Consider the following 26,893-nt stretch of genomic DNA (forward strand, 5'->3'; position numbering starts at 1 on the left):
TTCGAGTAACCAAGCAGCGTAGCGGGAAGCCGCCGTGCAGAGACCCGGACTGTTCGCTGCCGGAACAACCCGTCTACCAGGATCCGTCGCCTGCCGCGGCCCGGGTCCGGCTCAGGAGTCGCCGGCCATGAGATCGGTGCAGGTCGTGGCATCCGGCAGCTTCCGGGCCGGGAACACGTTCTGCGCCATCATCTTTCAGCCCGCCATTTCGTCGCGCAGGTGTTCAATGGTCGTCGATCGACTCGGTCGTTCACCGATTGTCGCGGCGACGCCTCACGCTGCGGCGAGCCCGACTTTTTCACACAGCTCGATCACCTCGGCGCGCATACCCGATGGCGGCTGCTCCCTCAGCGCGTGCAGGATCTGGCGGGCGTACCCGTTGTAGCGGATGGTTTCCGGTGCGGTGTGGGCCGACTTGTCCAGCAGGGCCAATGCGGCAACCGACTCCTCCCGCTGGAAATGGGCCCGGGCCACCTCGATGAAATGCCTGCTGCGCCGTGGGACTGAGGCGATCAGGTCGGCATCGAACGAATGCGCGGACCGCACCGCCTCGCCCGGCCTGCGCAACTCCACGCCCAGGGTCGTCGCGTGCGCGGTCATCACCGGCACGGAGAACGAGGTCTGCACGTGTCGATACCCCGGGCCGAGTGCCCGAGCTGTCAGTTCGGCTTTCTCCCAATTCGCCCAGGCGTCGCCGTGCCGGCCGCGGCGCGCGTGCACATAAGCGATCTCGGCGTACAGCGCGCCGTGGATTCCACGCCAATCGTCCGGAGTTCCGTCGCGATCCAGATACGGGTCCAACTGCTCGGCGGCTGCCCGAGCCAGGGCGATGGCCTCCTCCCAGCGCCCCGAATCCCGTAATGCCTGGGTCATCGCCCAGGCCCCGCACGCGATCACATACGGGTCGTCCGCCGCGTATCCCTCGGACAGTGCGCGGTCGGCCACCATCCACACCAGTTCCGTGGCCGGTTGATACGCGACATAGAAATCGGCCAGCTGATAGACGCCGGCCAGCACGCGACGGGCCTGCCTGCTGCCGTCCCCCGGCACCCGCGCGGCACCCTGGGCGTCCTTGATCAAGCCGGGGAGTAGCGCGCCGAGCTGAGTTCGGTGGTCCGGGCTGGCATGCCGGACGATCCATGCCTGCCGTAGTCGTTCCTCGAGGTGTCGGACGTTCGGCGGGGACGTCGGCGGGGACATGCGGTAGTCGGTCAGCGCCGCTTGAACATCGGACAGGGCGCTGTGTTGCTCGCCGGCGAATACCGAGACCGGGACCGCGTGCCCGTTTCCGGTGAGGTCCGCCAAGTCCTCCAGCTCCAGCGCTCGCGCGATCCGCAGCAGCATCGGTAGCCGGGGCGGTTGTAAGCGCCCGTTCTCCACGGCTTTCAGCCATTCGGGAGACCGTCCCAGGAGTCCGGCGAGAACGGGCCGGGACATACCGGCTCTCTCACGCAGCCTCTTTATCCGAGTACCGACCGGTGTGGATTCAGAGGAATTGATCGCCACCGCAGCCCCTTTCGCTGGTGATCCTGTCTGTCAAGGGTAACGGCGAGGGGTACAAACCGTACCCCTCGCGCGGTTGACGGGTTCTTACGGTCATCCGGCCGCCCGGTTCGAATTCTCTGATCGGGAGTGGGGCGCCACGACAACGACTACGAGACGAGGTCCTGATGTGTGAGGAGTCACCGTCCCTGCCCACCCGAGCCCCGCACAATCTCGCCATGGCAGCCACTGTTCGTCTGTGGCAAGCGGGCATGGAGTGGGTCACCGCCGACCCGGCGGTGCTACGCCGGGTCGCCGACGGCCTCCGAGCGTTACCCCTCGACCATTCGACCGCCTACTGCCGTTCGCGGGAACCTATCCGCGGGTACGCGCACGCGCACCAGGTGATGGACGTCCACGCCGCACATCGCTGCCCGCGCTACGAGGCGGCAGCGGAGTACGCCGCCGGGTCGAACTGGTGACTCCTGATAGACGGGCGGTCGTGCTCTGCCGGCCGGGCAGCGACAGCGGGCATATCGAGCAGCTGTCCCGGGCACACGGCCTTCGGGTGGTGTACACGGTGTACACCGACACCGGGCCGGAGCTCGCGGTGCGGATCGCTGTTCAACACATACTGGACCACGACGCGGAGGCGATCGTCATCCCGTACCTGACCGCACGGGAGGCGCGGGAAAACGGGGCCTGGCGGATGGTCACCTGGTTCGCGGATCTGGTGACCGCGACCGGGGTCCTCGGATGCGGGCTATGAAAATAAAGCTCGACCGACCCCGATCGTGGGGGTCGGTCCGGGGCGCACAGTCACCAGCACAGTGGACGCGCCCGGCGAGGCCGCGCTGCGCGATACGTTGTCCCGGTTCTGCGTGTCGCCCTAGGCTGAAGTCCCATGTGACGGGCAGGAGGCCGTGGTGACCGAGACGACGCCGGGCACGACTGTGGCCGAGGTGATGGCAGAACTCGCTGCCCTAGAGGATCCGAGGATCCGCGAGGTGAACGAGCGGCACGGCGACGATCACGGTGTGAATCTCACGAAACTGCGTGCGGTCGCGAAGCGGCTGAGAACACAGCAGGAACTCGCGCGCGGGCTGTGGGACACCGGCGACACGGCAGCACGACTGCTGGCGCTGTTGATCTGTCGTCCCCAGGCGTTCGAGCGCGACGAGTTGGACGCCATGCTGCGCGAGGCATGCACCCCCAAGGTGCAGGACTGGCTCGTGAACTATGTGGTGAAGAAGAACCCGCATGTCGAAGAACTGCGTCTCACCTGGTTCGACGATCCGGATCCTGTGGTGGCGAGCGCGAGCTGGGGGTTGACCGCCGAACGGGTGGCGAAGAAGCCCGCCGGACTCGACCTCACCGGACTGCTCGATATCGTCGAGGCGGATATGAAGGACGCGCCCGACCGTCTCCAGTGGGCCATGAACACCTGCCTGGCCCAGATCGGGATCGAGCACCCCGAGTACCGGGCCCGGGCGATCGAAATCGGTGAACGCCTGAAGGTGCTCGAGGATTATCCGACGTCCCCGGGTTGCACTTCCCCGTTCGCGCCCATCTGGATCACCGAGATGGTGCGTCGGCGGAACGGCGAGTAGCAAGCTCTCGGGTCTCGCAGGCTATCGAGAAGAAAAGGCCCTCCACAGATTGCGAATGTCTGTGGAGGGCGGTTTCTTCTCGACTGCCCCCGGCGGAGGCGGGGCAGACGACTCAGCTCAAGCGTTCGATGATCATCGCCATGCCCTGGCCACCGCCCACGCACATGGTCTCCAGGCCGAACTGCTTGTCGTGGGTCTGGAGGTTGTTGAGGAGAGTGGCGGTGATGCGGGCGCCCGTCATACCGAACGGGTGGCCCAGGGCGATGGCGCCGCCGGAGACGTTCAGTTTGTCCAGGTCCATGCCCAGTTCCCGGGCCGAGCCCAGGACCTGCACCGCGAACGCCTCGTTGATCTCGTAGAGGTCGATATCGCCGATGGTCTTACCGGCGAGTTTCAGCGCTTTGCGCACCGCTTCGATCGGACCCAGGCCCATGATCTCGGGGGAGAGGCCGGAGACGCCGGTGGAGACGATCCGGGCCAGCGGGGTGAGGCCCAATTCCTTGGCCCTGGTGTCGCTCATGACCACCAGGGCGGCGGCGCCGTCGTTGAGCGGGCAGGCGTTACCGGCGGTGACCGTGCCGTCCGGGCGGAAGACCGGCTTGAGCTGCGAGATCTTCTCGTAGGTGGTGCCGGCGCGGGGGCCGTCGTCGGTGGAGACGACGGTGCCGTCCGGCAGGGTCACCGGGGTGATCTCGCGTTCGAAGAAACCGGACTCGATGGCTTCTTCGGCACGGTTCTGCGAGCGCACACCCCAGTGGTCCTGGTCTTCGCGGGAGATCCCGGTGAACGAGGCGACGTTCTCCGCGGTCTGGCCCATGGCGATATAGACATCGGGAATGGCGTCATCGTTGCGCGGGTCGTGCCATTCGACTCCGCCCTGCGCGGAGGTCGCGGTGCGTTGCTCGGCTGTGCCGAACAGTGGGTTGTGGGTGTCGGGCCAGCCGTCGGAGGTGCCCTTCGGGAACCGGGAGACGGTTTCCACCCCGGCGGAGATGAACGCGTGACCCTCACCGGCCTTGATGGCGTGGAATGCCATCCGGGTGGTCTGTAGCGACGAGGAACAGTAGCGGTTCACGGTGGTGCCGGGCATGTAGTCGTAACCCAGCTGGGTGGCGACGACCTTCGCCATATTGAAACCGGATTCGCCGGCGGGCTGGCCGCAGCCGAGCATCAGATCGTCGATATCGGCGGGTGACAGGGCGGGGACCTTGTCCAGTGCGGCGCGCACCATCTGCGCGGCCAGGTCGTCGGGCCGCATGCTCACCAGCGACCCCTTGTTGGCCCGGCCGATGGGGGAGCGAGCAACGGAAACGATGACGGCCTCTGGCATGAGGACTCCTTTGTCGAGGAGCGTGCTCGGCCGAAAAGGCCGGACCGAACACTACTCGCGGGTACGATCCCTTCGAATCTACGTCGCGCCCGGCTACGAGGAAATATCCGCTGCGGCCATATCCCGGTCAGCGAGCGCTCTCATCACTTCGGGCAGCAGATGGTTGGCGGCCAGGGCATAGCCCGCGGCCGAGGGATGGAAACCGTCGGCCGAGAACAACTGCTCCGGGGCGGCCCGGAAGTCCTGGCTCAGCAGGTCGCCCATCGCGACGGCGCGCCCACCGGCGGCTCGGGTGGCCGATATCTGCGCGCGGGCCAGCCGGACGCTCCATCGGTGCACCACCGAGCGCAGCGGTTCGGGGATGGCGGTGACACTGCCCAGATCCGGGCAGGTGCCGACCACGACGACGCTGCCCGCGCCGTGCAACCGGCCGACGGCCGAGCCGAGGCGCTCGGCAGAACGTGCGATCGAGTGTTTCTTGGTGACATCGTTCGCGCCGACCAGGACGATCGCCGCGTCCGGCGGCGGTCCCGCCACGAACATCGCGTCCACCTGCCCGGCCAAACCTTTGGAGGTGGCGCCGGAGATGGCTTTGGTGCTCAGCCGGATCCGCTGCCCGGTGGCATCGGCCAGGCCGTGCGCGATGCGGACCCCGGGAACCTCGGCGGCGCTGCGGCAGCCCAGACCGGCTGCGGTGGAGTCGCCGAAGATCATCAGGTGCAGGTCGGCGTGCATACCGCTCCGCCAGCGTTCGTATCCGTGCGGTGCGTAGATGCCGTCGGCTTCCGGTGGTTTGGAGGTGTCGCGGCCGATCATTCCGCGCGCGGTGCCCGCCTGGGTGGTGAGTAGCCGATAGGCCGCCCACGACGCGGTCCCCGCCCCGGAGCCGAGCAGAGCCGTGGCGGCGCCGGCCGCCGCGGCAGTGCGCCAACCGATCCGAGTTTCGCCCATGAGCCGGAATTTTACGAGCGGGAATGATCTCGTGCGACCGCGCGCGAGCCCCGAGTTCGTATTCGATCGGCGGGGCTCAAGCCGGGACGATGAAACTGCCGTACGCGGGGATGCTCGCATGGTTCGTGGTGACGACGACGTCCACCCGGCCGGGGCCGGTGTCCTGGAACAGCGAGTACTGGATGCTGCCGTAGATCCCGGTCGCCACATTGTTGACGTAGGTGCCGGTGGCCCCGGTGTCGAGGTTGCGCCAGGTCACCGTGGTCAGTACCTCGCACAGCGGTGCCAGCGGATACGCACCGGGACCGATCCCGGTGACCGGGTTGGCGCGTACATTCAGCACCGCCCGGCCCGGCCACTGTGGACTGGTATCGGCCCAGGTGCGGATACTGGTCCCACACAGACCGCCGTAGGTGAGGGTCGGTACATCGGGGAACGCGGTGGTCGCGGCACCGGCCGTCGCGGCCGGACCGGCGACCAGCGCGAAGGCGGACCCGGCCAGGAGCACAGTGGCGCGTGCGAGCTTCGGCAGCCTCATAGGTCCCAGATACTAGAGGGTGGCCGACGAACTCGCCGGATTCGGCAGTGCGGTGCGGCACCCGTGGCGGACCACACCGAAGCCTTCGGCAACGCCTCTGCAACGATGGGGGTATGCGCATCGCGGATCATGTCGTGGACCTCATCGGCAACACCCCACTGGTCCGATTGAACTCGGTGGTTCCCTCGGGCGCCGGGCTGGTGGCCGCCAAGATCGAGTACCTGAACCCGGGTGGCAGCTCCAAGGACCGGATCGCGGTGAAGATGATCGAGGCCGCGGAGAAGTCCGGACAGTTGCGTCCCGGCGGGACGATCGTGGAACCGACCTCGGGTAATACCGGTGTCGGTCTGGCGCTGGTGGCGCAGCAGCGTGGTTACCATTGTGTCTTCGTCTGCCCGGACAAGGTGAGCGAGGACAAGCGCAATGTGCTGCGGGCCTATGGTGCCGAAGTGGTGGTCTGCCCGACCGCGGTGCCCCCGGAGCACCCCGACAGCTATTACAGCGTCTCCGACCGTCTGGTCCAGGAGATAGACGGCGCCTGGAAACCGAACCAGTACTCCAATCCCGGCGGTCCGAACAGCCATTACGAGACCACCGGCCCCGAGATCTGGCGTGACACCGACGGTACGGTGACCCATTTTGTCGCCGGTGTCGGTACCGGCGGCACCATCAGCGGTGTCGGCCGCTACCTCAAAGAGGTATCCGGCGGAAAGGTGAAGGTCATCGGCGCCGATCCCGAGGGTTCGGTGTATTCGGGTGGCACCGGACGCCCGTACCTGGTCGAGGGTGTCGGCGAGGATTTCTGGCCCTCGGCATACGACCCGGCGATCCCCGACGAGATCATCGCCGTCACCGACGCGGATTCCTTCGATATGACCCGCCGCCTGGCCCGTGAGGAGGGCCTGCTGGTCGGCGGTTCGTGTGGGATGGCCGTGGTGGCGGCACTCGAGGTGGCCCGCCGCGACCCGGCGGCCGTGGTGGTGGTGCTGTTGCCCGACGGCGGGCGCGGCTATCTGTCCAAGATCTTCAACGACCGCTGGATGAGCTCCTACGGGTTCCTGCGCACCCCGCTCGACGGGTCGACCGCGGAAACTCTGGTCGGCGATGTACTGCGCGGTAAATCCGGGGAACTGCCCGATCTGGTGCATACCCATCCCTCGGAGACGCTGCGCGACGCCATCGAGATCCTCCGCGAATACGGCGTCTCGCAGATGCCGGTGGTCGGCGCGGAGCCCCCGGTGATGGCCGGTGAGGTGGCTGGCAGCGTCTCGGAGCGGGATCTGCTCTCGGCGGTGTTCACCGGTCGTGCGAATCTCACCGATTCGGTGGCCCAGCACATGAGCGAATCCTTCCCGCTGATCGGATCGGGTGAACCGATCTCCGCGGCCACCAAGGCGCTGTCGGATACCGACGCGCTGATGGTCGTCGAGGACGGCAAACCGGTCGGGGTGATCACCCGCCACGATCTGCTGGGATTTGTCAGCACCGGCCGTACGGCGCATTAGCAATTATTCCGCAATCACAGGTTCATCCAGCTCCGGCGGGGTATAACGTTTCGTATGCCGTTCGTGGCAAACGCTGCGTCCGATCGGAGAGCGAAGGGAAGGGCTTGTGCAAACCTCAAGTTTGGCAATCGATTTCCAGCAGGGTTTCTCTGACGCGTGGAGTTCGATCGCGACATTCGTACCCAAGCTCCTCGGCTTCCTGGTCATCCTGCTCATCGGCTGGATCATCGCCAAAGTGGTCGAGAAGATCGTCGACAAGATCCTCGAACGAGTAGGTTTCGATCGGCTCGTCGAGCGGGGCGGAATCCAGCGGATGCTGTCGCGCAGTAAGTACGACGCTTCGGATCTTCTCGGAAAGCTGGCCTTCTACGCGATTCTGCTGATCGCGCTGCAGATGGGCTTCGGGGTCTTCGGGCCCAACCCGGTCAGCAATTTGATCAACGGGATCGTCGCCTGGCTGCCCAGGGCGGCGGTGGCCATTCTGATCGTGGTGGTCGCGGGCGCTATCGCGCACGCGGTCAGCGATCTGGTGCGCAACGCGCTCGGCGGACTGAGCTACGGCCCGATGATCGGCCGGATCGCCGCGGTCTTCATCTGGGGTATCGGTATCGTCGCCGCGCTGAACCAGATCGGTGTGGCTACCACAGTCACCACGCCCGTCCTCATCGCGGTTCTGGCGACACTGGGCGGCATTCTGGTGGTCGGTGTCGGCGGTGGTCTGGTGCGGCCGATGCAGCAGCGCTGGGAGTCCTGGCTGACCGGGCTCGAAGAGGAGATGCCGGCGGTGCGTGGTCATGCCGAGGCCTACCAGCGCGGCCGCGAGGACGCGTCGCGGGAGCGGCAGCGGACGGGTGCGCAGCAGACGGGGCGTGGACAGGCACCTGCCGGTCGCGATCCGGAACAGTGGGACGAACCCCAGCCCGCCCGCGGGGGCGGTTACCGGGGCGAACAGGGCGAATCCGGTGGTTACGGGCAGCAGATGTCCGGCGGTGAGTACCGCCAGTTCGGCAACCCCTACCGTGGCGGTCAGTCGCCCTACGGTGGCCCGCAGTCACCCCGCGGCGGGCAGTTGCCCTACGGCGACGGCGGTCGGTCGCCGTTCGGCGATGGTGGTCAGCCGCCCTACGGCGATGCTGGTCAGCCGCCCTACGGCGGCGGTGAACCGCGCCACCTGCGCTGAGCGTCCGGTATCGACCCACTTCCGCCGTGAACCGGGCTCCGGTTCACGGCGGAAGTCGTTCATCGGTCCTGAAGACCCGCCTGCAGACAGGTTCCGGCCAGCCGCAGATGCAGCCATTCGGCGCATGCCCAATCCGCGGGTCCGGTGAGGGGAGTGGTCCGGTCCTCGAGCAGCCCGCGCATGTACCCGGCCAGCAGCACGGCCGGGGAGACCCGGCCCGCCGTCGTCACTCCGAGGTCGAGGATGTCGCGTACGGCGGCGGCATGCTGGTCGAGCTCCGCGGACAGCCCCGGCGATGCGGTGGCAGCGGCGAACGCCGGCGCCCCGTGGGTCCGGTGGATGCCCTCCAGATAACGGCGGGCGGAGACTTCGAACAAGCGGGGAACCAGGGCGAACATAACCCAATGGTAACAACGCGCCTTCATTTATCGTATTGTGATATTTCGCGCATTCTCGCAGGTAGCAGCCGGTAAGCGGATCAGGCCTGACACCGGACCGGTTCGGCGCCGGATATCGGACAACGGAATGTGGATGCGCGCGAAATGGCCGGTGGTTCCCGGTGTCCTCGACCCTCAGCGGAACGCCGAGGCGTCGGTGAGCGCCTTCCCGAGTACCAGCTGATGGACTTCCGCGGTGCCCTCGTAGGTGAGGACCGATTCGAGGTTGTTCGCGTGCCGCAATACCGGATAGTCGAGGGTGATTCCGTTGGCACCCAATATGGTGCGGCACTCCCGGGCGATCGCGATGGCCTCACGTGAGCTGTTGAGTTTTCCGGCGCTCACCTGTTCCGGTGTCAGTTCGCCACGATCCTTGAGCCTACCCAGATGCAGTGCCAGCAGCTGACCCTTCCCCAATTCCAATGCCATATCCGCCAATTTCGCCTGGGTGAGTTGATACGCCGCCAGGGGCCTCTCGAAAACCTCGCGGCTACGCGAATATTCGATCGCTGCACTCAGACAGTCCCGGGCGGCGCCGAGCGCGCCGAAGATTATCCCGAACCGGGCCTCGTTCAGGCAGGACAGCGGACCCGATAGACCGGATGCGCCGGGCAGTACCGCATCGGCGGGCAGCCGAACCCCGTCGAGATCCAATTCGGCAGTGATCGAGGCGCGCAGCGAGAGCTTCCCCTTCATTTCCCGGGTCGTGAATCCGGGAGTATCGGTGGGCACCAGGAAACCGCGCACGATGTTCTTGCCGTCGGATTCGGCCCGGGCCCACACCACGGCGATATCGGCCACCGACCCGTTGGTGATCCACATCTTCGATCCGTTGAGGATCCAATCGCTGCCGTCACGCCGGGCTCGCGTGCGCATTCCGCCGGGATCGGAACCGAAATCCGGTTCGGTGAGACCGAAACAGCCGAGTTTCCGGCCCGCTGCCAGGTCCGGTAGCCACTGCTGTTTCTGTTCCTCGGAGCCGTATCGGTGCACCGCTGTCATCGCCAGCGATCCCTGCACCGAGACCAGCGACCGGAGCCCGGAGTCGGCGGCCTCCAACTCCTGGCAGGCCAATCCATAACTGGTGGCCGGGAGGCCGGCGCAGCCGTAACCCTCGAGATGCATCCCGAGCACGCCCAGCTTGCCGAGTTCCGGGGCGATCTCGCGGACCGGGAATTCCCCCGCTTCGAACCACCGCGCGATATTCGGGCGGATATGACGTTCGGTGAAGGCGGCCACCGTATCGCGGATCTCCCGTTCCTCCCCGGTCAGCAGTGAATCTGTGGCGAACAGTTCGGCGACGGTCAGCATGGCCCCAGGGTAATCGGAACGGCCGCCGTGCGGACGGGCTCCGATCGGCGCGTGAAATGGTTCACGTGAAGGCCGACCGGCGTGCGGATGCACGGTCCCGGCCGTTTAGGGTGGTGGTATGAGCGAACTGGGATTCACCACCAGGGCTGTGCACGCCGGTTACGATCCCGATCCCCGGACCGGCGCGGTGAACGTGCCCATCTACGCCAGTTCCACCTTCGCCCAGGACGGGGTGGGTGGATTGCGGGACGGCTATGAATATGCCCGTACCGGCAACCCCACCCGCACGGTGCTGGAGGCCAATCTGGCGGCGCTCGAGTCCGGCCGCTACGGCCGGGCATTCGCCTCCGGTATGGCCGCCACCGACTGTGCGCTGCGCGCCATGTTGCGGCCCGGCGACCATATCGTCATTCCCGACGACGCCTACGGCGGCACTTTCCGGTTGATCGACAAGGTGTTCACCCAGTGGGGTATCGAACATTCCCCGGCGGCCGTCACCGATATCGACGCGATGCGCGCCGCCATCCGGCCGAACACCAAACTCATCTGGGTGGAATCGCCGACCAACCCGCTGCTCAATATCGGTGATATCCCGGCATTGGCCGATATCGCGCACACCTCGGGCGCCAAGCTGGTCGTCGACAACACTTTCGCTACTCCGTACCTGCAGCAGCCGCTGCTGCTCGGTGCCGATGTCGTGCTGCATTCGACGACGAAATATCTCGGGGGTCACTCCGATGTCATCGGCGGCGCCCTCATCACCGACGACGCCGAACTCGACGCTGCCTTCGCGTTCCTGCAGAACGGTGCCGGCGCGGTACCGGGTCCCTTCGACGCGTTCCTCACGCTGCGCGGCACCAAAACGCTGGCGCTGCGGATGGACCGGCACTGCGACAACGCCGAGACCCTGGCCGAGTTCCTGTCCCGCAGCCCCGCGATCAGTCAGGTGATCTATCCGGGTCTGCCCGAGCATCCCGGTCACGCCGTCGCCGACAAGCAGATGCGGCGCTTCGGCGGGATGATCTCGGTGCGGCTGGCCGGCGGCGTCGAGGCGGCCCGGGATCTGTGCTCGCGGACGAAGGTGTTCACGCTCGCCGAATCACTGGGCGGTGTGGAGTCGCTGATCGAGCATCCGGCGGCCATGACCCACGCTTCTACGGAGGGGTCGGATCTCGAGGTCCCGGCCGATCTGGTAAGGCTGTCTGTAGGAATCGAGGACATCAGCGACCTGCTGGCCGACCTCGAACAAGCCCTGAGCTGACTCGCTCGGGCGCCACCAGAACAGTCGGGAGTACACGCACGATATGAACGAGCGGCCGTATCCGGGAAGTCGGATGCGGCCGCTCGTGTCGTCATACGGCCGGGTCGCGGTGGTGGTCTGCACCGCGGCCCGGCCGGTGGTCTCAGCTGTGATAGGGCTCGGCGCTGACCAGCGTCACCTTCATGAGGTTGCCGTTGGGCAGGTTGTACTCGCGGGTCTCGCCGACCTTCGCGTCGATCAGCGCGCCGCCGAGCGGGGAGCTGGGGGAGTAGGTCTCCAGGTCGGGGTTGCCCAGGCCTTCCTCGCGGGTTGCGATGAGGAAGGTCTCGGTATCGGATTCGTCACCGTCGTAGTAGACCTTCACCACGGACCCGGGCAGAGCGACACCGGACTTGGTGGGGGCCACGCCGACCTTGGCATTGTTCAGAAGTTCCTGCAGCTGCCGGATCCGGGCTTCCTGCTGGCCCTGTTCCTCGCGCGCCGCGTGGTAGCCGCCGTTCTCCTTGAGGTCGCCTTCTTCGCGACGCTCGTTGATCTCGGCGGCGATGACCGGACGATTGGCGATGAGCGCGTCGAGTTCGCTCTTGAGCCTGTCGTGCGACTCCGGGGTCAGCCAGGTCACTTGGGTCTCAGTCATCTCGATCACTCCCTAGTAGTTGTCCCCGGCAGGCCGGGATTCCCTGTCACTGCGGCACAACCCACCCGCAGGCAGGCATGCTTCAGCAGACGGCTATCGCGATCTGCGGGAAGTCCGAAGAACCCCGACAGGTGTGAGCCGGGACCCTCCCCGGCATCGACCGCGCTGGCCGCCAATGCAGCAAACACGGCTCCGAGCCCCGGAACCGTGTGTCAGGCCATTTTAGCATGATTCACAAAAATGCAGGTCGGAGAAGTTTTTACCGGTGGGTCCGCTTTTTTCGACCTGATTCCGCGGGCCAGGGCACTACCCCGGCGCGGATCGCTGTGACCACGAATTATTCGGTGCGCAAGTATCCGGGGACCTGGTCTGTACAGGTGTAGATCGCCGCGGAGGCCGGGGGTTCGGACGCTTCGACGACCGTACTCACCCGGACTGTCTTCTCGCCCGTGGCCGGCTGGACCAGTACTTCACGCCGGCCCACTTCTTCGAGGTCACGGGCCATGGCGCGCACCAGGCACACCACCGGCTTCGACGGGTCGTCTCGGGTGAGGCGGATCTGCACCTCGACCGAAGAATCGTCGAGCACGGTGTAGCCGAGCTCCTCGAATTCGATGTCCTCGGGACCGAACTTTGTCCAGCCCAGGTAGGCGACACCGATACCGGCCAGGACCACCACACCCGTGAGCGCCGCGCCGAGCAGGCGTCGATTCGGCCGGGCGGTACGGCGGCCGTAGCGGTCGGCGTACCGGTCCCGTGCGGAATCGGCGGCCTCCGGAGAAGCCGTCGTGGGAGACCCGGTGGAGTCGGCGTGCCCGGGGTCCGGCGTGGGCTCGGTCATGATCGCGTGCTCCCGGGGGGTAGGTCGGAACAGAATCGGTCCAGATGGAACTATAGGTAATGAAGTCCGAACGCCCGCGACCGAGAGCGACGGTGAACGAGAAGTGAGTGGCCTTCGCCTCATGGCGGTGCACGCCCACCCCGACGACGAGTCCAGTAAAGGCGGTGCGACCACCGCCCGCTATGCCGACGAGGGACACGATGTCCTCGTCGTCACGCTGACCGGCGGGGAACGTGGCAGCATCCTCAACCCGGCCATGGACACACCCGGGGTGTTGGAACGGATGGACGAGATCCGGCGTGAGGAGATGGCGGCCGCGGCCGCGGCGCTGGGAGTCCGGCAGACTTGGCTGGGCTTCGTGGACTCGGGACTGCCCGAGGGCGATCCGCTGCCGCCGGTGCCGGAGGGGTCGTTCGCGCTTGTTCCGCTCGACGAGGCCACCGAGGCGCTGGTGCGTGTGGTCCGCGAGTTCAGACCGCACGTCATCACCACCTACGACGAGATGGGTGGCTACCCGCACCCGGACCATATCCGGTGCCATGAGGTATCGGTGGCCGCGTACGAGGCGGCGGGCGATCCGGAGAAGTTCCCGGATGCGGGCGCTCCGTGGACACCCTTGAAGCTCTACTACGACCACGGCTTCTCGATCCGGCGCATGGAGTTGTTCGCCGAGGAGTACGAGAAGCTGGGCGAACCCTTCCCGCTGCAGGAATGGCTGGACCGGTCCCGCAAGTACGCCGTGGAACGCGGCGACATCATGGCCCGGGTCACCACCCAGGTCGAATGCGGCAAGTACTTCCCACGCCGCGACGACGCGCTGCGCGCGCACGCCACCCAGGTCGACCCCAACGGTGCGTTCTTCGCCATTCCACTGGAGATGCAGCAGCGGCTGTGGCCGACCGAGGAATTCGAGTTGGCGCGTACCCGGGTGAGCACCGATATCCCGGAAACCGACCTGTTCGCCGGTATCACCGACGAGAAGCGCTGATGGCGACCGCCCAGCTCTCCGTATTCGCGACCGCGCTGCTGGCACAGACGCCCGGTACACCGACCGGACCGGAATTCGGTAAAGCGTCCCCGCTCGGTCTGGCGCTGGTGCTGATCCTGTTGGCCGGTACCTTCCTGCTGGTCCGTTCGATGAACAAGCATCTGAAGAACCTGCCGGAGACCTTCGAGCCCGAACATCCGGAGCCGGATCAGGAGGCCGATGAGGGCACCGAACCCGGGGTGACCAAACGTGCGGAGCCGACGATCGACGGTGGCTCCGACGACCGCGGTCGATCGCTGTAGTGCTGGTGGTAGGGGTCGTACCCGGCTACCAGTCGATCAGGCTCAACCGGTGCAGGTGTTCGAAGACGAGTAGTGAACCGGGTGCGACCTCGGACATGGCCGCGTATTCACCGCCGGTGAAATAGCGGAACTCGGCGATCTCGCCGAACGCGCCGGGTTCGGCGGTGACCTCGGCCAGGAAACAGGTCATATGCAGCCGTGTCCCGGCTGTGTGGCCGTAGGCCTCGGCCTCGAAAACACCGAGTTCGCTGACGTCGGTGACGCCGACGCCGAGTTCCTCACGGACCTCCCGGTGCAGCGCCTGTAGCGCGCTCTCTCCGGAGTCGATCTTGCCGCCGGCCATGTAGAAGACAGATTTTCCGGTCGAGCGGGTCTGGATCAGGCGGCGGTGACGGATATGGGCCAGGGCGGCGGTTCTGATCACGGGTCCACGGTAGATCCGGTGCGGACGCGGGCTCGGCTCAGGTCTGCCCGCTTACCGGCGTCTCATGGATGCCGAGGTGGGGCGGTCCTCGAAACGATCGGTCAGCGCGGAGCGAGCGCGATGGCCTCGATCTCGATCTGCCAGTCGGGCTGGGCGAGCGCGGATACCTCCAGCAGCGTGTCGGCGGGGTAGGCTCGCTGAGGAATTCGCCGCGTAATTCGATCACCTCGGACAGGTTGGCAGCCATATCCCGAACGAAGATACCGACCTTCACGATGTCGCCGAGGCCCGCGCCCGCAGCAGCCAGGACACGTTCGAGATTGCGGAACGCCTGGCGGCCCTGGGCACGGAAACTGCCCTCGACGGTGCGGCCGTCCTCGGTGAAACCGGCTTGGCCGGACACGTAGATCAGCCCGTCGACGGCGATCGCCTGCGAGATGCGGTACGGGTGATACCAGTCCGGACTGGTTTCGATCTTCTCGATACGGGCATTGCGGATACTCATGCGCCCAGCCTGACGATCCGCGAGAAAACGAACCAGCGCCTGCTGAACCGCTGGCCACCGAACCTAGGTCCAGGACACCCAGCCTAAGATTCGGTAATCGTGGACAGCACTCAGAAAATCGGGGAGTTCCTCGTCTCCCGGCGTGCCCGTCTGCGTCCGGAGGACGTCGGCGTGCCCTTCTTCGGCACCCGCCGCCGTGTGCCGGGACTACGGCGCGAGGAACTCGCCCAGCTCGCGGGCGTCAGTGTCGACTACTACGCCCGGTTGGAGCAGGGTCGGTTGGAGAACGTCTCGCCCGCCGTCCTGGATGCTGTCGCGAGCGCCCTGCGGCTCAGCGCCGAAGAACGCACTCACCTCTTCAACCTGGCCCGGCCGCCCCGGTCGGAGGACTCGGGTGAGGATCGGCCGGTGCTGCGGCCCGCCCTGCGCGCGCTGCTCGACGCCATGGAACATGTTCCGGCCTACGTCGTAGGGCATCACACCGATATCCTCGGCTGGAACCGGGCCGCCGAACTGCTGTTCGGCATCGATTTCGCTGATTTGCCGCCGACGCAACGCAATTGGGCGTACCTGCTCTTCATGGATCCGCGTATACAGGCGCTGTTCGCCGACGATCAGCCCGTGATAGCCCGGCAGGTGGCCTCCGATCTGCGATTGCGCAACAGCCACCGTCCGAACGATCGGGCCCTGCGCGAATTGATCGGTCACATGCGCTTCGCCAGTACGCAATTCGACGAGCTGTGGACCAGCCACGATGTCACCGAGGTCGCCTACGGCACCTACCATTTCCGGCATCCGCGGCTCGGTGCGATCGAGGTCGACTATGAGTTCATGCCCTTGGTCGCCGATCCCGGCGTGCGGGCCTTGGTGACCTACACGGCGCCCCGGGGCAGCGCGACGGAACAGGGCCTGCGCGGGCTCCTCACATCGGGCGAAGGGTAGGTCCGCGAGACCCTGGTTCGCGGGACAGCGGTGAACCAGGCGCTGGTCCCGGGTCTCGCGGTCGGGGAGGCTGCTTCCTGTGAAAGCAACGATGACCACCGCCGGGCCAGGATCCGCCCACCCCGCGCTGGAACCCTTCGGCCTCGGCTCGCTACCGCTGCGCAATCGGTTCGCCGTCGCGCCCATGACCCGTGTTTCGGCAACGCCCGAAGGCGTGCCGACCGCACAGATGTCCGAGTACTACCGCGAATACGCCGCAGGTGGATTCGGCTTGATCGTGACCGAGGGCGTCTACACCGACGCCACGCACAGTCAGGGCTACTTCGGTCAGCCGGGCATGGTCACCGCCGCGCAGATCGCCGGGTGGCGAGCGGTGACCGACTCCGCGCACGAGGCGGGGGCTGCCATTGTGGCGCAGTTGATGCACGCGGGGGCGATCTCGCAAGGCAATACGCTCGGGTTCGAGACCATCGGGCCGTCTGCGGTAGTGCCGCGCGGGCAGATGATGGCCGACTACGGCGGTGCGGGTGGGCCGTGGAGCGCGCCGCGGGAGATGACCGTGCGCGATATCGACCAGGTCGTCACCGGCTTCGCGGTGGCCGCCGCGAACGCCCGGGACGCGGGCTTCGACGGTGTCGAGATCCACGGGGCCAACGGCTACCTGCTCGACCAGTTCCTCACCGACTACACCAATCTACGCACCGACGAGTACGGAGGTCCGGTGCGGAATCGGGTTCGCCTGATCGCGCAGGTGCTGGCGGCGGTGCGGGATGCGGTGGGGGATTTCCCGGTCGGGGTGCGGCTGTCGCAGACCAAGGTCAACGACTTCACCTATCGCTGGCCGGGGGGCGAGACCGACGCACGGGTCGTCTTCGAGGCACTGAGCGAGGCGAGTTATCTGCACATCGCCAGCGAGGGACGGAATTTCATCGAGACTGCGCGCTTCCCGAGCGGGGCGACGATTACCGGGCTGGCTCGTGAGGTGTCCGGCCGCCCGGTCATCGCCAATGGCGGCATGCACGATCTAGTTCAGGCCGCCGACGTACTGACCGGCGGGCATGCCGACGTGCTCTCGCTGGGGCGTGGTGCCTTGGCGAATCCGGATCTGCCGCAGCGTGTGTCGTCCGGCGAGGAACTCGACGCCTTCGACTTCGAGATGCTGCATCCGCTGGCCACGCTGGATTGCGCCGCCGCGTGGCGGGCAGAGCGGGAGACAGCGACCAGCAGGATCCCGGCTTCAGCCGAGGCATCGTAAGCGCCGTACCAGCGGGCGGCCCGCGACGATCATGCCGCCGTCGGAGTAGCTGAGCTGTTCGCCCGGTTCGAACAGGATGCCGCAGTTGCTCGCGCGGCGGTGCTGGAGACCTGGTGCCGGGTGCTGCCCGGCGGCGAAGGGTACGGGGCCCGATAGGGCGGTGATCGTCGCGGTGGGAGCCTCTCACCCGGCGGTTTTCCGCTCGACCCGAACAGCGCGGTCACCAGCGCCGATTGTCTTTCGGATCGGCCGCCGGGCGGGTGCGGGAGGCTGGGAAATATGAACCGATCGGCCGGTACCACTTCGCCGTATTTGCGCCAGCACGCGGATAATCCCGTCGACTGGCGCGAATGGGGTGCGGAGGCGCTTACGGAGGCAGCCGCTCGGGATGTGCCGATCCTGCTCTCGATCGGATACGCATCCTGCCACTGGTGTCATGTGATGGTTTAAGGTTGCAAGTTGCATTTATGCAGGTAAGTCACAGTTTTGTATGGCTCGGTCCCCGAGTCGGTTGTAGATCGTTTGTATCAATTCGTACCCACGGAACCATGCTGTGGGTACGATTTGATACATGAGTTCTACTGGGGATTCGAGGCTGCCGACCAGGCTGGGTGGGCTGCCCCCGACCTTTACCTCGGCGCAGGCGCGTCAGACCGCGCTTTCTTCCAGGGACCTATCGCTCTTACTGGACCGCGGGGAAGTGGACGAGCTATCACGTGGTGTCTATCGCCGTACCGATGCCCCGAAGTCCGCGCACATTGACCTTCTCGCAGTGTGCACACGAGCACCACATGCGGTTGTCTGCGGTGAGTCTGCTCTCGCGCTGCACGAGTTGATCGACGATATTCCCTGGTCAGTGCATATCGCTGTGGCACGAGGCGCCCGGCGCCCTTCGATCTCGTTTCCTCCCGTTGTTGTCTCCCAGTATTCGGCAAAGACCTTTGCGCTCAATGTTGAGCGTTACGAGGTGGCTCCGGGCGAAACCGTCCCGGTGTATGACGCCGCACGCTCTGTGGTCGACGCCATGCGTCATCGTCACCGCATCGGTGAAACTCTCGCGTTGGCCGCACTCGGCCGCTACTTACGTCGTGCCGGCTCCGCAGGTGTGGCCGAGTTGCAGGGCATCGCCGGCGAACTCAATGCGATGTCGATCATTCGTCCCGCTGTTGAGGCGGTGATCGCCTGATGCCCAATCCGGCACGTGACAGCACAGCAGGCCGTATCTACAACGACCTGCGCAATCTGGCTCGCCGTGGTGCGCGGTCGGCGGACGAGCTCATGGTGGAGTATGTGCTCGAACGCTTCCTGTTCCGGCTTGCGCTGTCACCGATGGGCGGCCCGTTCTTCGTTCTCAAGGGTGGTCTACTACTGGCTCAGTTCGGTGCTCGCCGGATGACCCGCGACATCGACATCCTCGGGCGGTTCTTCGGCGGTGATGAGGATGAGATTGTCCGGCGGATCTCGATGATCGCGGCGACCGAGGTAGATGACGGGGTCGTTTTCGATCCCAGCACACTGAAGACTGTCCCGATCCGGGAGGGCGACGAGTACCACGGGTTACGTCTGACGATGGCCGCATCCATTTCCCGGGCCCGCCTCAAGCTCCAGCTCGACGTCAGTTTCGGAGATCCGGTCACTCCGGAGCCGATGCTGATCGAGTATCCGCAACAGCTCGATGGCACCAGTTTTCAGCTTTTCGGATATCCGCTCGCCACGGTTATCGCCGGGAAGCTGTCGACCGCGGTGGCACTGGGCGACCTGAACACCCGCGATCGCGACTACGCAGACCTGCATCGCTTGATCTCCTCCAATGACCTCCTCGGCAACGAACTGGCGAACGCGCTGGAGGCTACCGCTACCCATCGAGGAATCACCTTGAGATCACTCAGTAGCTCGGTAACCCAGCTCCCTGAGCTCCGTCAGCGCTCGTACGTGGCTTGGCGCCGCCGTCAGGGCCCGGCAGGGGCGGGCTACCCTGATCTGTTCCTCCACGTTTTCGAACTGGTCGCCGAGTTTGCGGACCCGCTTATCGAAGGCAGAGTGATCGGCGGAACATGGGTGGCCGGAGCTCGGCGATGGGAGCCCGGTGCATAGCGCATGATCGGATTGGTTCCAATCGCCAGTTCCGGCCCTACGAGTGTAGTTACGGCGTGATCGTAGGGCTGTCACGTCGATAGTTGCCACTGCGTCACGTCCAGGGTTGTAGCCGGTCCGTGCTGAGCATGGAACCAGTCAAGCTGTCTGCGTATCGACGGGAATGGCTGTGGTACGCAGGTGGGTGAGCACTTCCTGCATCGCGTCGAGATCTTTGTCGGAGAACAACTCCTCGGGGCCGCGTGGAGCCATGCTGCTGAACGGGGGATCGTAGAGCGCGCCGACATCGACGACACCGCTCTTGGTGATCACTTTGATCAACAGTTTGACGAAGTCGAGCTGATTCGCCGAGAGTGTGCGACCAGCCTGGAACTTGTCGAACGCGGCGATGGCGGCTTCTTCATCGAGGCCCGCGATCGCGCGTACGAATAGGCCCAGCTGCCCGTCGTACTCGGACTTCGCCTGCTCCAGGTCCTCGGCCGTGCCGAAGCCCTCGGCGAGGAATACTTGCTCCAGAAAGGCGACGTCCATCGTGGTGATCTGCCGGTTACGCCGCAGCTTCTGCACCGCGATCTGGTCGGCGTGTTCAGTGAGGTAAGCGCGGACTTTCGCCTCGAATCGTGACTTGCCACGAATGCCGCTGAGCGCGGTGAGTTCCTGGATGTGCAGTTGACCGAGCTCGTCGGTGAAGTCGGTGTAGACCGGGCTGCGCCGTGTTGGCTTGATATTGGTGATCAGGGCACGCAGGCGTCGGCGCACGATCTCGAGCATGGGCAGGGTGACATCATCCCACCATGCATCGGAGCAGACGTCCTCGAGGAAGTCATGATGCTTCGAGACTGCCGGGATGTTCTGCAACGCCGGGCTGAGCAATTCTGTGGCGATATCGCGCACCTGCTCCTGCAGCGCAGCGAAGCTTGGCTCTCCATTGAGACACGCGTACTCCAGCCGCAGCATGAGGTAGTCGAAGCGTCTGGCCTGAGGGCTGTTGCCATCCTCCACGAATTCGGTCGGCAGCCCGGCTATCTCATCGAGTTCCCTGCGCCTCTGCGGTGTGATCCGCCGCCAGGTGGCGGGATCGACAAAGGCTTCGACCTGCCGCAACTTGTGGCGTACTTCGATGCTGTCGGGATTCATTCCGGCCACCTGCTGGTGCAGTGCCTGCGCGAACTGCCAACGCACATCACCGGTGCTTTCCGGTTCACCTGTCGGGATCTCGGCCGGTGTATCGCCGGGATTCTCCAGCTGATCCAGCTCCAACAACAGGTCAGCACGTTGCCGGAACAGCTTCTCGCGCAAAGAGAGCGTCGACCGGCCGGCTGTGGTGGGAAGGTTCTGGTTGAAGTACTCGATATTCTGGCCCAGGTCGAACACGACGAATCCGGTCTTGTGCTGTCCGGGGCCGAAAAGTTTCTCGCACAGTCGGGTCCCGCGTCCGAGCATCTGCCAGAACTTGGTCTTCGAGCGCACTCGCTTGGCGAACACCAGGTTCACTACGGCGGGTACATCCAACCCGGTGTCGAGCATATCGACCGAAATAGCGAGATAGGGCGAGCTGCCGGGCTTCTCGAACGTATCGATGAGGCTTTGCGCGTTGTCGGCCTTGCTCGTGATGATGGTCGCGAAGTCGCCCCGGTAATGCGGGTACAGGCTGTCGAAGCGTTCGGCGATGAGCTTGGCATGTTTGGTATTACGGGCGAACACGATGGTCTTTCCGATGTGATCGCCGGTATCGACCTTCAACCCGAATTCCATCACTGTTTCCAGCATCTTGTCGACGGTGTCGGCGTTGAACAGGAATTTATTAAGGTCGTCGGGCTCGATGACGTCGGGAATATCGCCGTCGTCGGGGGCCCAGTCCGTGGATTCCCACTGGTCTTGCTCGTCAGGTGGGAGTTCGTCGTACTTGATGCCGAGGCGCGGGAACTTCAAGGGCACGTCGACGACGGTGGGCGGCACCAGGTTCTTGTCGGACACCGCCTCATCGAGGTCGTAGTGGTCGGTCGGCATCCCGTCTTCGAGGTGGAAAAGCTGGTATGTGTTGTGGTCTATATCGTCGCGCGGGGTGGCGGTCAATCCGACCAGCAGCGAATCGAAGTAGGTGAACAATGTTCCGTACTTCTGATACACCGACCGGTGTGCCTCGTCGATGATGACCAGATCGAAATGACCAGGCCCAAAACGCTTCACGCCGCCGGAGTCGGTTTCGTCGGCCAGCGCCATCATCGACTGATAGGTGCAGACGTACACCCGGCCGGTGGCTTTCTTGTCGGCCAGCAGGTTTACCGTGGTGAGCCCCGGAACGTGGGTCTTGAACGCCTTTGCCGCCTGATTCACCAGTACCTGCCGGTCGGCCAGGAACAGTACCCGCTTCACCCAGCCTGACCGGGCCAGCAGATCGACCAGGGCGATGGCGGTGCGAGTCTTGCCCGTGCCCGTCGCCATCACCAGCAGGGCCTGGCGTCGATTATCGGACTCGAAGCTGTCCGCGATACGGCGGATTGCGCGAGTCTGGTAATGCCGGTCGACGATCTGCTCATTGATGGTTTCAGTGGCCAGCTTCTTGCGGCCGGCGCGCCGCTGAATCAGCAGCCGTAGCTCGTCTTTCGTGTAGAAACCCTGAACCCGGCGCGGCGGATAGAGCCGGTCGTCCCAGATCCAGGTCTCGAAACCGTTGGTGTAGAGGATGACCGGACGCTGGCCGGTCTGCTGCTCCAGCGCGTCGGCGTACTGGCGGGCCTGCTCCTTGCCGGCGACATCCGGGTCCTTCGACGCGCGCTTGGCCTCGATCAGCCCCAACGGCTTGCCGTTGTCGTCCCACAGCACATAATCGACACGTCCTTTGCCGCTCGGCGTCGGCAGCCCGGTTACCGGATACTCCCGATCCTCCAGACTGTCGAGCTGCCACCCGGCTTCGGCCAGCAGGCGGTCGATGTACAGCTTCCGAGTGATGTTCTCGGTGTAGTCGTGTGTGTCGGGTACGGTCCGGTTGGCCTGCTTGGCCGCCTGGATCTGCGCCCGCAACTCGGCCAGCTCTGCCTCGAGATCGGCGTTTGCTGCTCGCTGGGCGGCGAGATCTTTGCGCTGCCGCTCGAATTCGGCCAGCATCACCTGAATCTCGCCCTGCTTCTTACGCCCCACCTCCGAGGGAACCGGCCGGGGCACCAGGTTCGGGTCGAAAGCCAATGCCGCAGGTGGGAGATTCGCGGGGTTGCGGGCATAGCGCCGGGCCACCCAGTACATCACTTGGAACAGCTCACCCAGAGTCTCCATCGAGGACTTCTCGGCGATGGGCTTCTTCCCGTGCACCCCGTCATTGCCGGTTTTGCGGATCAGCTCCATCTTCGCCCGCATATCGAGACCGATCAGCGCCACCATGGACGGATCATTGATCTTGGCGTTCAAGTCGTTGTAGTACGGCTTCTTCAGCGTGGAATCCGCGTCGTACAACCACTCGACGGTCAACTCCAGCGTTCTACGGGCACAGATGCACGTAACCCGTGGATCGGCCACCCCGGCCCGCTCGGCCCGCGCCGCTTCCTCGAACAGATTCGGCCACTCTGCCCGCAGGAACGCGAAGTTGCTCACGACAATCCCTCCCCCTCAAGGTGTTCGAGGTCAGTCTGCCAGAGTTCGCCGCGGAAGGCACGGGATCGGAGAGAGGCGAAGAAGGCGTCCAGGTGGGCGAGGTGTGAAAGGTGTGTGCGCTTCTCCGCGGCCACAGCTTCTATTTGTTGGATGAACCGTTCCTGAAGATCCGCGGACGGAACCGCGACCGGGAAATTGCGAAGTTGTGTTGCGTTGATCGACGCAATGCCGGTGGTTTGTTTGGCTGATCGGAGGAAGTACTGCTTGCCGCGATTAGATGCGATCAGCCAATTTAGATACGTTGACTTTATGGGTGAATAGCTGTTGATTCGTACTCTGAATATGTGATTCTGATGTATGCATTGTTCAATTTCGTTCTGCCACACGGTTCCTCGACCTAGCTTGTCTGGGTCACCGCCCTCGGTCAACACTAGATCTCCGTGTCTAAGTCGGTATCTATCCAGCTCGGAATGTGTAACATCAATGCTTTTCACGGTGGTGAGGTCGAGATATTTGTCCTGCACGTTGAGGACAGCAAGATATGGGACTCTTCTTGTCGCGATATTGCTCGATATTTTTCGTCCTTTGGTGATGCCTGAAGTTACCTCCGCCAGTTCGCCGAGAGATACCACCGGATATTTGTCCGGGTCTCCGAACATTGTAGTAAAGAGGGATTGGGCGAGGTCGTCGAGGAGGGTGATAGCCCGCCGTCGCTTCGCTCGCAATTCATCCGCCCGATCCAGCACGTCCGCAATCCGGAGTTGCTCGGATAATGGGAGCACATGGATCGGTAACTCTCCGATATCTTTGCGGTTCACCTGCTTGAAGGTTGCACCTTTTCCTTTTTCTGAGAGTTTCTTTGAAAAGTGGCCGATCCAATGCCACAGAAATCTAGGGGAGAGCTGATCGGTCGGGCGAATCGAAGCAACTCCCCGGCCTAAGGCGTACTTTTTGTCGGCAATTCTCTTGTCGCCGATCGACGCCCGGATCCCAAGGATTATATCGCCTGGAATAGACTGTTTGGATGGGCTTGTTGTATACTTTTTCGGCTGGATCCCATTTTTGCTGAAATCGCCCGCTCCAGCGATTAGCGGTAGACCGTGAAAATTTGAGTTATACGACTCTCCGGGGGGTGCCTGGCCCATAATGATTTCTGCGACTTCGTCTAGCCTTGCAGGTATTTTCACCCCAGCAGCCCCTTCAAATCCGACATGCCCTGCTGGATCTCCGCTTCGATCCGCTCCAGTTCCTCGATGATCTCCATCGGTGGTCGGTGTTCGATCTCCTCGTGGACGATTTCCTTGTACCGGTTGAGCGACAGGTCGTAGTCCTGGGCGGCGATATCGGCCTTTGGCACACAGAAGCTCTGGGCGGTCCGGGGCCGGTCGTGCTCGCTGCCGTTGCGCAGCGCCCAGCGGGTCAGTACGTCGGGAAGGCTGTTCTCGGCATGCTCGTCATCAGCGAGAGCAGTGGTGGGGGCCGCGCCGAGCTTGCTGTCCGGCAGTAACGGGGTGCGCTTGTCGTCGAGGCTGAATCCGTCGGCCGTCACCTCGTAGAACCATACGGAATCGGTGCCGCCGCTGTTGGTTTTAGTGAAGAACAGGATGGCGGTGGATACACCCGCGTAGGGCTTGAACACCCCGCTCGGGAGTTTCACGACAGCGTCGAGCTTGTGGCCCTCTACCAGCATCTTGCGAAGTTCCTTGTGTACCTTGGTGGATCCGAACAGCACGCCGTCGGGGACGATGACGGCGGCCCGGCCGCCGGGTTTGAGCAGGCGCAGGAACAAGGCCAAGAAGAGCAGCTCGGTCTTCTTGGTTTTGACGATGGTCTGGAGGTCCTTGGCGGTGGTCGCATAGTCGAGGCTGCCGGCGAAGGGTGGGTTAGCCAGGATCATGGAGTACTTGTCGGCCTCGCCGGCGGCGCTTTCGGCCAGGGAGTCTCGGTAGCGAATATCGGGTTGGTCGACGCCGTGCATGAGCATGTTCATGCTGGCGATGCGCAGCATGGTGCGGTCGAAGTCGAAGCCGTGGAACATGCCGTGGTCGTAGTGGTCGCGGATGGCCGGATCGAGCAGGTCCTCGTGGTGGGTCTGGGCGATGTACTCGGCCGCGCCGACTAGGAACCCGGCTGTGCCGCAGGCCGGATCGCAGACCTCGTCGTTTGGGCCGGGGGCCATCATTCGCACCATCAGGTCGATGATGTGGCGAGGGGTGCGGAACTGGCCGTTCTGGCCGGCGGTGGCGAGTTTGCCGAGCATGTACTCGTACAGGTCGCCCTTGGTGTCGCCCGCGTCGAGCGGAAGTTCGTTGATCAGGTCCACCACTTTGCCGAGCAGGCCGGGGGTGGGGATGGTGAAGCGGGCGTCGCGCATGTGGTGGGCGTAGGTGGATTCGTCGCTGGCGTCCGCGCCGCTCAGGTTACGCAACCAGGGGAACACCCCGTCCTGGAACCGCGGGAACATCAGGTCCGGGTGGAGGTTCTTCAGGTTCGACCACCGTAGCGAGTCGGTCTCGTCGGTGTAGATAGGCCGATCGATCGGGCTGGATGTGCGATTCGCCTTGCGCTCCTTGACGGTCTGGATGTCATCCAATCGCCGCAGGAAGATCAGGTAGGTGATCTGCTCGATCACTTCGAGGGGGTTGGAGATGCCGCCAGACCAGAAGGCATCCCAGAGGCTGTCTATCTTGGTGCGGAGTTCGCCGGTGATCACCGGTGAACCCTATCGAAGGGTCGGTAAGGGCGGTACGGAGAGCAATCGGTCCGGAGTTACTGACGAACTGACCTGCTGACCATTGGCGGTGCTCAGATATGTTTCAGCGTGCACTGGCCTGTTGCGTGGGTGCCGTAAATGCCTTGTGAAGTGCATATCTGCCAGCAGTTGCCCGGATCGCCATGTGAAATCTTTGCTGAGTCGGCTTGGTTTGGTGATAATCAGGTTATCGGTCGAGCGGTGCCGGAGACGATAGCGTCTTTGGTGTCAACCCACTACTACGCCCTGAACGAGAGGTCATGACTCGTCGACTCGCGCCGCTGCCGGCGGCGCTATATTGCCGGTCTCGGCGGCCCGGAACGGAATGCCGCCGATGGTGCTGGAATTGATCGCCATCTCAGCCACTCCTGCCGTCGCCTGGTGGGCCACTCACCTCGGGCCGGAACGACTCATGGCCGCGCTGTGCGCGGTATGGCATCCGGACCGGTCGCGTCGCCGAGATGCCGGTGGCGTACTCGATCGTCTGCTGCCGAAGGATCTGGCTGAAGAGATCGAACCGGCCCGGCGGTGCGATTGCGACCCCGGCGCGCCGGACGCGTGCCGCGCTGAATGCCATCAGAAACACGATTCACCCGAGGGACAGAATTGAACCACGCCGACCGGACGCAGCGCCTCAGTTATGTCCACAAGCCGGATATCGCCAGGTTGGCGGGGGTGCGCCGGCCCACCGTCACCATGTGGGAGAAACGGCATTCCGCGACCTTTCCGCGCCCGGAAGGTTCCGATGACCGAGGCGCGTACTACCGGCTCGACCAGATTGTCGACTGGTTGGCGGACCGTACCGTTCCAGACAAGGAGCGGGATGCGGTGCGAGAGCCGGCGGGTATCACCTACGGGCAGCGGGTCCGTGGCCGCTTCGCTGCCGAGCAAGCGGAACACACCACCGCGGTCAACAGTGAAGTCGATGCGAAGAGCCGGAATCGTGTGCTGGCGAATCTG

The 26,893-nt window shown here is 64.6% G+C and carries 25 protein-coding genes and 1 pseudogene; 13 read left to right on the forward strand and 13 right to left on the reverse strand.

Annotated elements, in window-relative coordinates:
- Positions 1 to 273: 273 nt before the first annotated feature.
- On the reverse strand, positions 274 to 1,437 hold the full coding sequence (locus OG405_RS00910; RefSeq protein WP_327149743.1) for a helix-turn-helix domain-containing protein: 1,164 nt from the start codon (positions 1,435 to 1,437) through the stop codon (positions 274 to 276).
- A gap of 284 nt (positions 1,438 to 1,721) precedes the next feature.
- Between OG405_RS00910 and OG405_RS00915 the strand changes: the two genes are divergently transcribed.
- The 3 genes from OG405_RS00915 (at position 1,722) to OG405_RS00925 (ending at position 3,092) form a co-directional block, all read left to right on the forward strand.
- Complete coding sequence (locus OG405_RS00915) at positions 1,722 to 1,964, forward strand: hypothetical protein (protein ID WP_327149744.1); 243 nt, start codon at positions 1,722 to 1,724, stop codon at positions 1,962 to 1,964.
- Positions 1,961 to 2,251: a hypothetical protein gene (locus OG405_RS00920; protein WP_327149745.1), complete on the forward strand. Its 291-nt coding sequence runs from the start codon at positions 1,961 to 1,963 to the stop codon at positions 2,249 to 2,251. The genes OG405_RS00915 and OG405_RS00920 overlap by 4 nt, the downstream gene beginning before the upstream one ends.
- Before the next feature lie 196 nt (positions 2,252 to 2,447).
- Positions 2,448 to 3,092: a DNA alkylation repair protein gene (locus tag OG405_RS00925; RefSeq protein ID WP_327152587.1), complete on the forward strand. Its 645-nt coding sequence runs from the start codon at positions 2,448 to 2,450 to the stop codon at positions 3,090 to 3,092.
- 112 nt (positions 3,093 to 3,204) lie between these two features.
- Here OG405_RS00925 and OG405_RS00930 read toward each other — a convergent pair whose 3' ends face one another.
- The 3 genes from OG405_RS00930 to OG405_RS00940 form a co-directional block, all read right to left on the reverse strand.
- The gene (locus tag OG405_RS00930; RefSeq protein ID WP_327149746.1) at positions 3,205 to 4,422 is read right to left on the reverse strand and encodes an acetyl-CoA C-acetyltransferase; all 1,218 of its coding nucleotides are present in this window, start codon (positions 4,420 to 4,422) and stop codon (positions 3,205 to 3,207) included.
- Positions 4,423 to 4,515: 93 nt separating this feature from the next.
- Complete coding sequence (locus OG405_RS00935; protein ID WP_327149747.1) at positions 4,516 to 5,373, reverse strand: SGNH/GDSL hydrolase family protein; 858 nt, start codon at positions 5,371 to 5,373, stop codon at positions 4,516 to 4,518.
- Positions 5,374 to 5,449: 76 nt separating this feature from the next.
- Positions 5,450 to 5,911 (reverse strand): hypothetical protein, encoded by a 462-nt coding sequence (locus OG405_RS00940; protein ID WP_327149748.1) that lies wholly within the window; start codon positions 5,909 to 5,911, stop codon positions 5,450 to 5,452.
- A 113-nt stretch (positions 5,912 to 6,024) separates the two neighbouring features.
- Between OG405_RS00940 and OG405_RS00945 the strand changes: the two genes are divergently transcribed.
- Together OG405_RS00945 and OG405_RS00950 are read left to right on the forward strand one after the other, a co-directional pair.
- Positions 6,025 to 7,416, forward strand: a complete 1,392-nt coding sequence (locus tag OG405_RS00945; RefSeq protein ID WP_327149749.1) for a cystathionine beta-synthase — start codon at positions 6,025 to 6,027, stop codon at positions 7,414 to 7,416.
- Between the two features lie 121 nt (positions 7,417 to 7,537).
- Entirely contained in the window at positions 7,538 to 8,596 is a 1,059-nt protein-coding gene (locus OG405_RS00950; protein ID WP_327149750.1) for a mechanosensitive ion channel family protein, read from the forward strand.
- A gap of 59 nt (positions 8,597 to 8,655) precedes the next feature.
- On the opposite strand, the gene OG405_RS00955 is transcribed toward OG405_RS00950, so the two are convergent.
- Positions 8,656 to 8,994 (reverse strand): DUF6401 family natural product biosynthesis protein, encoded by a 339-nt coding sequence (locus tag OG405_RS00955; protein ID WP_327149751.1) that lies wholly within the window; start codon positions 8,992 to 8,994, stop codon positions 8,656 to 8,658.
- Positions 8,995 to 9,168: 174 nt separating this feature from the next.
- Entirely contained in the window at positions 9,169 to 10,344 is a 1,176-nt protein-coding gene (locus OG405_RS00960) for an acyl-CoA dehydrogenase family protein (RefSeq protein ID WP_327149752.1), read from the reverse strand.
- 118 nt (positions 10,345 to 10,462) lie between these two features.
- Here OG405_RS00960 and OG405_RS00965 point away from each other — a divergent pair, with 118 nt between their 5' ends.
- A complete protein-coding gene (locus OG405_RS00965; protein WP_327149753.1) occupies positions 10,463 to 11,605 on the forward strand; it encodes a cystathionine gamma-synthase in 1,143 nt (380 codons plus the stop codon).
- Positions 11,606 to 11,747: 142 nt separating this feature from the next.
- Here OG405_RS00965 and greA read toward each other — a convergent pair whose 3' ends face one another.
- Positions 11,748 to 12,242: a transcription elongation factor GreA gene (gene greA, locus OG405_RS00970; protein WP_058854743.1), complete on the reverse strand. Its 495-nt coding sequence runs from the start codon at positions 12,240 to 12,242 to the stop codon at positions 11,748 to 11,750.
- A gap of 337 nt (positions 12,243 to 12,579) precedes the next feature.
- On the reverse strand, positions 12,580 to 13,083 hold the full coding sequence (locus tag OG405_RS00975) for a DUF4307 domain-containing protein (protein WP_327149754.1): 504 nt from the start codon (positions 13,081 to 13,083) through the stop codon (positions 12,580 to 12,582).
- Positions 13,084 to 13,204: 121 nt separating this feature from the next.
- On the opposite strand from OG405_RS00975, the gene mca reads away from it, so the two are divergent.
- Positions 13,205 to 14,071 carry a mycothiol conjugate amidase Mca gene (mca, locus tag OG405_RS00980; protein WP_327152588.1) on the forward strand — a complete coding sequence of 289 codons (867 nt, stop codon included), beginning with the start codon at positions 13,205 to 13,207 and terminating at the stop codon, positions 14,069 to 14,071.
- The gene (locus OG405_RS00985; protein WP_327149755.1) at positions 14,071 to 14,373 is read left to right on the forward strand and encodes a hypothetical protein; all 303 of its coding nucleotides are present in this window, start codon (positions 14,071 to 14,073) and stop codon (positions 14,371 to 14,373) included. Before mca ends, OG405_RS00985 begins: the two co-directional genes overlap by 1 nt.
- Before the next feature lie 25 nt (positions 14,374 to 14,398).
- Here the strand turns inward: OG405_RS00985 and OG405_RS00990 are convergent, their stop codons facing one another.
- Together OG405_RS00990 and OG405_RS00995 are read right to left on the reverse strand one after the other, a co-directional pair.
- Positions 14,399 to 14,797 carry an NUDIX hydrolase gene (locus OG405_RS00990; RefSeq protein ID WP_327149756.1) on the reverse strand — a complete coding sequence of 133 codons (399 nt, stop codon included), beginning with the start codon at positions 14,795 to 14,797 and terminating at the stop codon, positions 14,399 to 14,401.
- Between the two features lie 37 nt (positions 14,798 to 14,834).
- Positions 14,835 to 15,302, reverse strand: coding sequence for a RidA family protein (locus OG405_RS00995; protein ID WP_327149757.1), 468 nt, complete (start codon positions 15,300 to 15,302; stop codon positions 14,835 to 14,837).
- A gap of 99 nt (positions 15,303 to 15,401) precedes the next feature.
- Between OG405_RS00995 and OG405_RS01000 the strand changes: the two genes are divergently transcribed.
- The 5 genes and pseudogenes from OG405_RS01000 (at position 15,402) to OG405_RS01020 (ending at position 19,593) form a co-directional block, all read left to right on the forward strand.
- Positions 15,402 to 16,244, forward strand: coding sequence for a helix-turn-helix domain-containing protein (locus OG405_RS01000; protein ID WP_327149758.1), 843 nt, complete (start codon positions 15,402 to 15,404; stop codon positions 16,242 to 16,244).
- Positions 16,245 to 16,323: 79 nt separating this feature from the next.
- On the forward strand, positions 16,324 to 17,499 hold the full coding sequence (locus OG405_RS01005; protein ID WP_327149759.1) for an NADH:flavin oxidoreductase: 1,176 nt from the start codon (positions 16,324 to 16,326) through the stop codon (positions 17,497 to 17,499).
- A 279-nt stretch (positions 17,500 to 17,778) separates the two neighbouring features.
- A pseudogene (locus OG405_RS01010) lies at positions 17,779 to 17,943 on the forward strand (DUF255 domain-containing protein); the annotation flags it as partial.
- A gap of 127 nt (positions 17,944 to 18,070) precedes the next feature.
- Positions 18,071 to 18,685, forward strand: a complete 615-nt coding sequence (locus OG405_RS01015) for a type IV toxin-antitoxin system AbiEi family antitoxin domain-containing protein (protein WP_327149760.1) — start codon at positions 18,071 to 18,073, stop codon at positions 18,683 to 18,685.
- A 92-nt stretch (positions 18,686 to 18,777) separates the two neighbouring features.
- Positions 18,778 to 19,593, forward strand: a complete 816-nt coding sequence (locus OG405_RS01020; RefSeq protein ID WP_327149761.1) for a nucleotidyl transferase AbiEii/AbiGii toxin family protein — start codon at positions 18,778 to 18,780, stop codon at positions 19,591 to 19,593.
- Positions 19,594 to 19,731: 138 nt separating this feature from the next.
- On the opposite strand, the gene OG405_RS01025 is transcribed toward OG405_RS01020, so the two are convergent.
- The 3 genes from OG405_RS01025 to OG405_RS01035 are packed head-to-tail and all read right to left on the reverse strand — an operon-like array spanning position 19,732 to position 25,894.
- Positions 19,732 to 23,181 carry a DEAD/DEAH box helicase family protein gene (locus OG405_RS01025; RefSeq protein WP_327149762.1) on the reverse strand — a complete coding sequence of 1,150 codons (3,450 nt, stop codon included), beginning with the start codon at positions 23,179 to 23,181 and terminating at the stop codon, positions 19,732 to 19,734.
- The gene (locus OG405_RS01030) at positions 23,178 to 24,368 is read right to left on the reverse strand and encodes a restriction endonuclease subunit S (RefSeq protein ID WP_327149763.1); all 1,191 of its coding nucleotides are present in this window, start codon (positions 24,366 to 24,368) and stop codon (positions 23,178 to 23,180) included. The genes OG405_RS01025 and OG405_RS01030 overlap by 4 nt, the downstream gene beginning before the upstream one ends.
- The gene (locus OG405_RS01035; RefSeq protein ID WP_327149764.1) at positions 24,365 to 25,894 is read right to left on the reverse strand and encodes a type I restriction-modification system subunit M; all 1,530 of its coding nucleotides are present in this window, start codon (positions 25,892 to 25,894) and stop codon (positions 24,365 to 24,367) included. The genes OG405_RS01030 and OG405_RS01035 overlap by 4 nt, the downstream gene beginning before the upstream one ends.
- Positions 25,895 to 26,893 lie beyond the last annotated feature (999 nt).

Origin of the sequence: Nocardia sp. NBC_01329, from assembly GCF_035956715.1 — a bacterium.
Taxonomy (GTDB): Bacteria; Actinomycetota; Actinomycetes; order Mycobacteriales; family Mycobacteriaceae; genus Nocardia.

Coding starts and splice junctions, on each gene's coding strand:
- OG405_RS00930 (WP_327149746.1), bottom strand. CDS start 4,422: ATGCCAGAGGCCGTCATCGTTTCCGTTGCTCGCTCCCCCATCGGCCGG.
- OG405_RS00955 (WP_327149751.1), bottom strand. CDS start 8,994: ATGTTCGCCCTGGTTCCCCGCTTGTTCGAAGTCTCCGCCCGCCGTTAT.
- mca (WP_327152588.1), top strand. CDS start 13,205: ATGGCGGTGCACGCCCACCCCGACGACGAGTCCAGTAAAGGCGGTGCG.
- OG405_RS00985 (WP_327149755.1), top strand. CDS start 14,071: ATGGCGACCGCCCAGCTCTCCGTATTCGCGACCGCGCTGCTGGCACAG.
- OG405_RS00945 (WP_327149749.1), top strand. CDS start 6,025: ATGCGCATCGCGGATCATGTCGTGGACCTCATCGGCAACACCCCACTG.
- OG405_RS00940 (WP_327149748.1), bottom strand. CDS start 5,911: ATGAGGCTGCCGAAGCTCGCACGCGCCACTGTGCTCCTGGCCGGGTCC.
- OG405_RS00935 (WP_327149747.1), bottom strand. CDS start 5,373: ATGGGCGAAACTCGGATCGGTTGGCGCACTGCCGCGGCGGCCGGCGCC.
- greA (WP_058854743.1), bottom strand. CDS start 12,242: ATGACTGAGACCCAAGTGACCTGGCTGACCCCGGAGTCGCACGACAGG.
- OG405_RS00960 (WP_327149752.1), bottom strand. CDS start 10,344: ATGCTGACCGTCGCCGAACTGTTCGCCACAGATTCACTGCTGACCGGG.
- OG405_RS00995 (WP_327149757.1), bottom strand. CDS start 15,302: ATGAGTATCCGCAATGCCCGTATCGAGAAGATCGAAACCAGTCCGGAC.
- OG405_RS00975 (WP_327149754.1), bottom strand. CDS start 13,083: ATGACCGAGCCCACGCCGGACCCCGGGCACGCCGACTCCACCGGGTCT.
- OG405_RS00915 (WP_327149744.1), top strand. CDS start 1,722: ATGGCAGCCACTGTTCGTCTGTGGCAAGCGGGCATGGAGTGGGTCACC.
- OG405_RS00965 (WP_327149753.1), top strand. CDS start 10,463: ATGAGCGAACTGGGATTCACCACCAGGGCTGTGCACGCCGGTTACGAT.
- OG405_RS00925 (WP_327152587.1), top strand. CDS start 2,448: ATGGCAGAACTCGCTGCCCTAGAGGATCCGAGGATCCGCGAGGTGAAC.
- OG405_RS01015 (WP_327149760.1), top strand. CDS start 18,071: ATGAGTTCTACTGGGGATTCGAGGCTGCCGACCAGGCTGGGTGGGCTG.
- OG405_RS01020 (WP_327149761.1), top strand. CDS start 18,778: ATGGTGGAGTATGTGCTCGAACGCTTCCTGTTCCGGCTTGCGCTGTCA.
- OG405_RS00910 (WP_327149743.1), bottom strand. CDS start 1,437: ATGTCCCGGCCCGTTCTCGCCGGACTCCTGGGACGGTCTCCCGAATGG.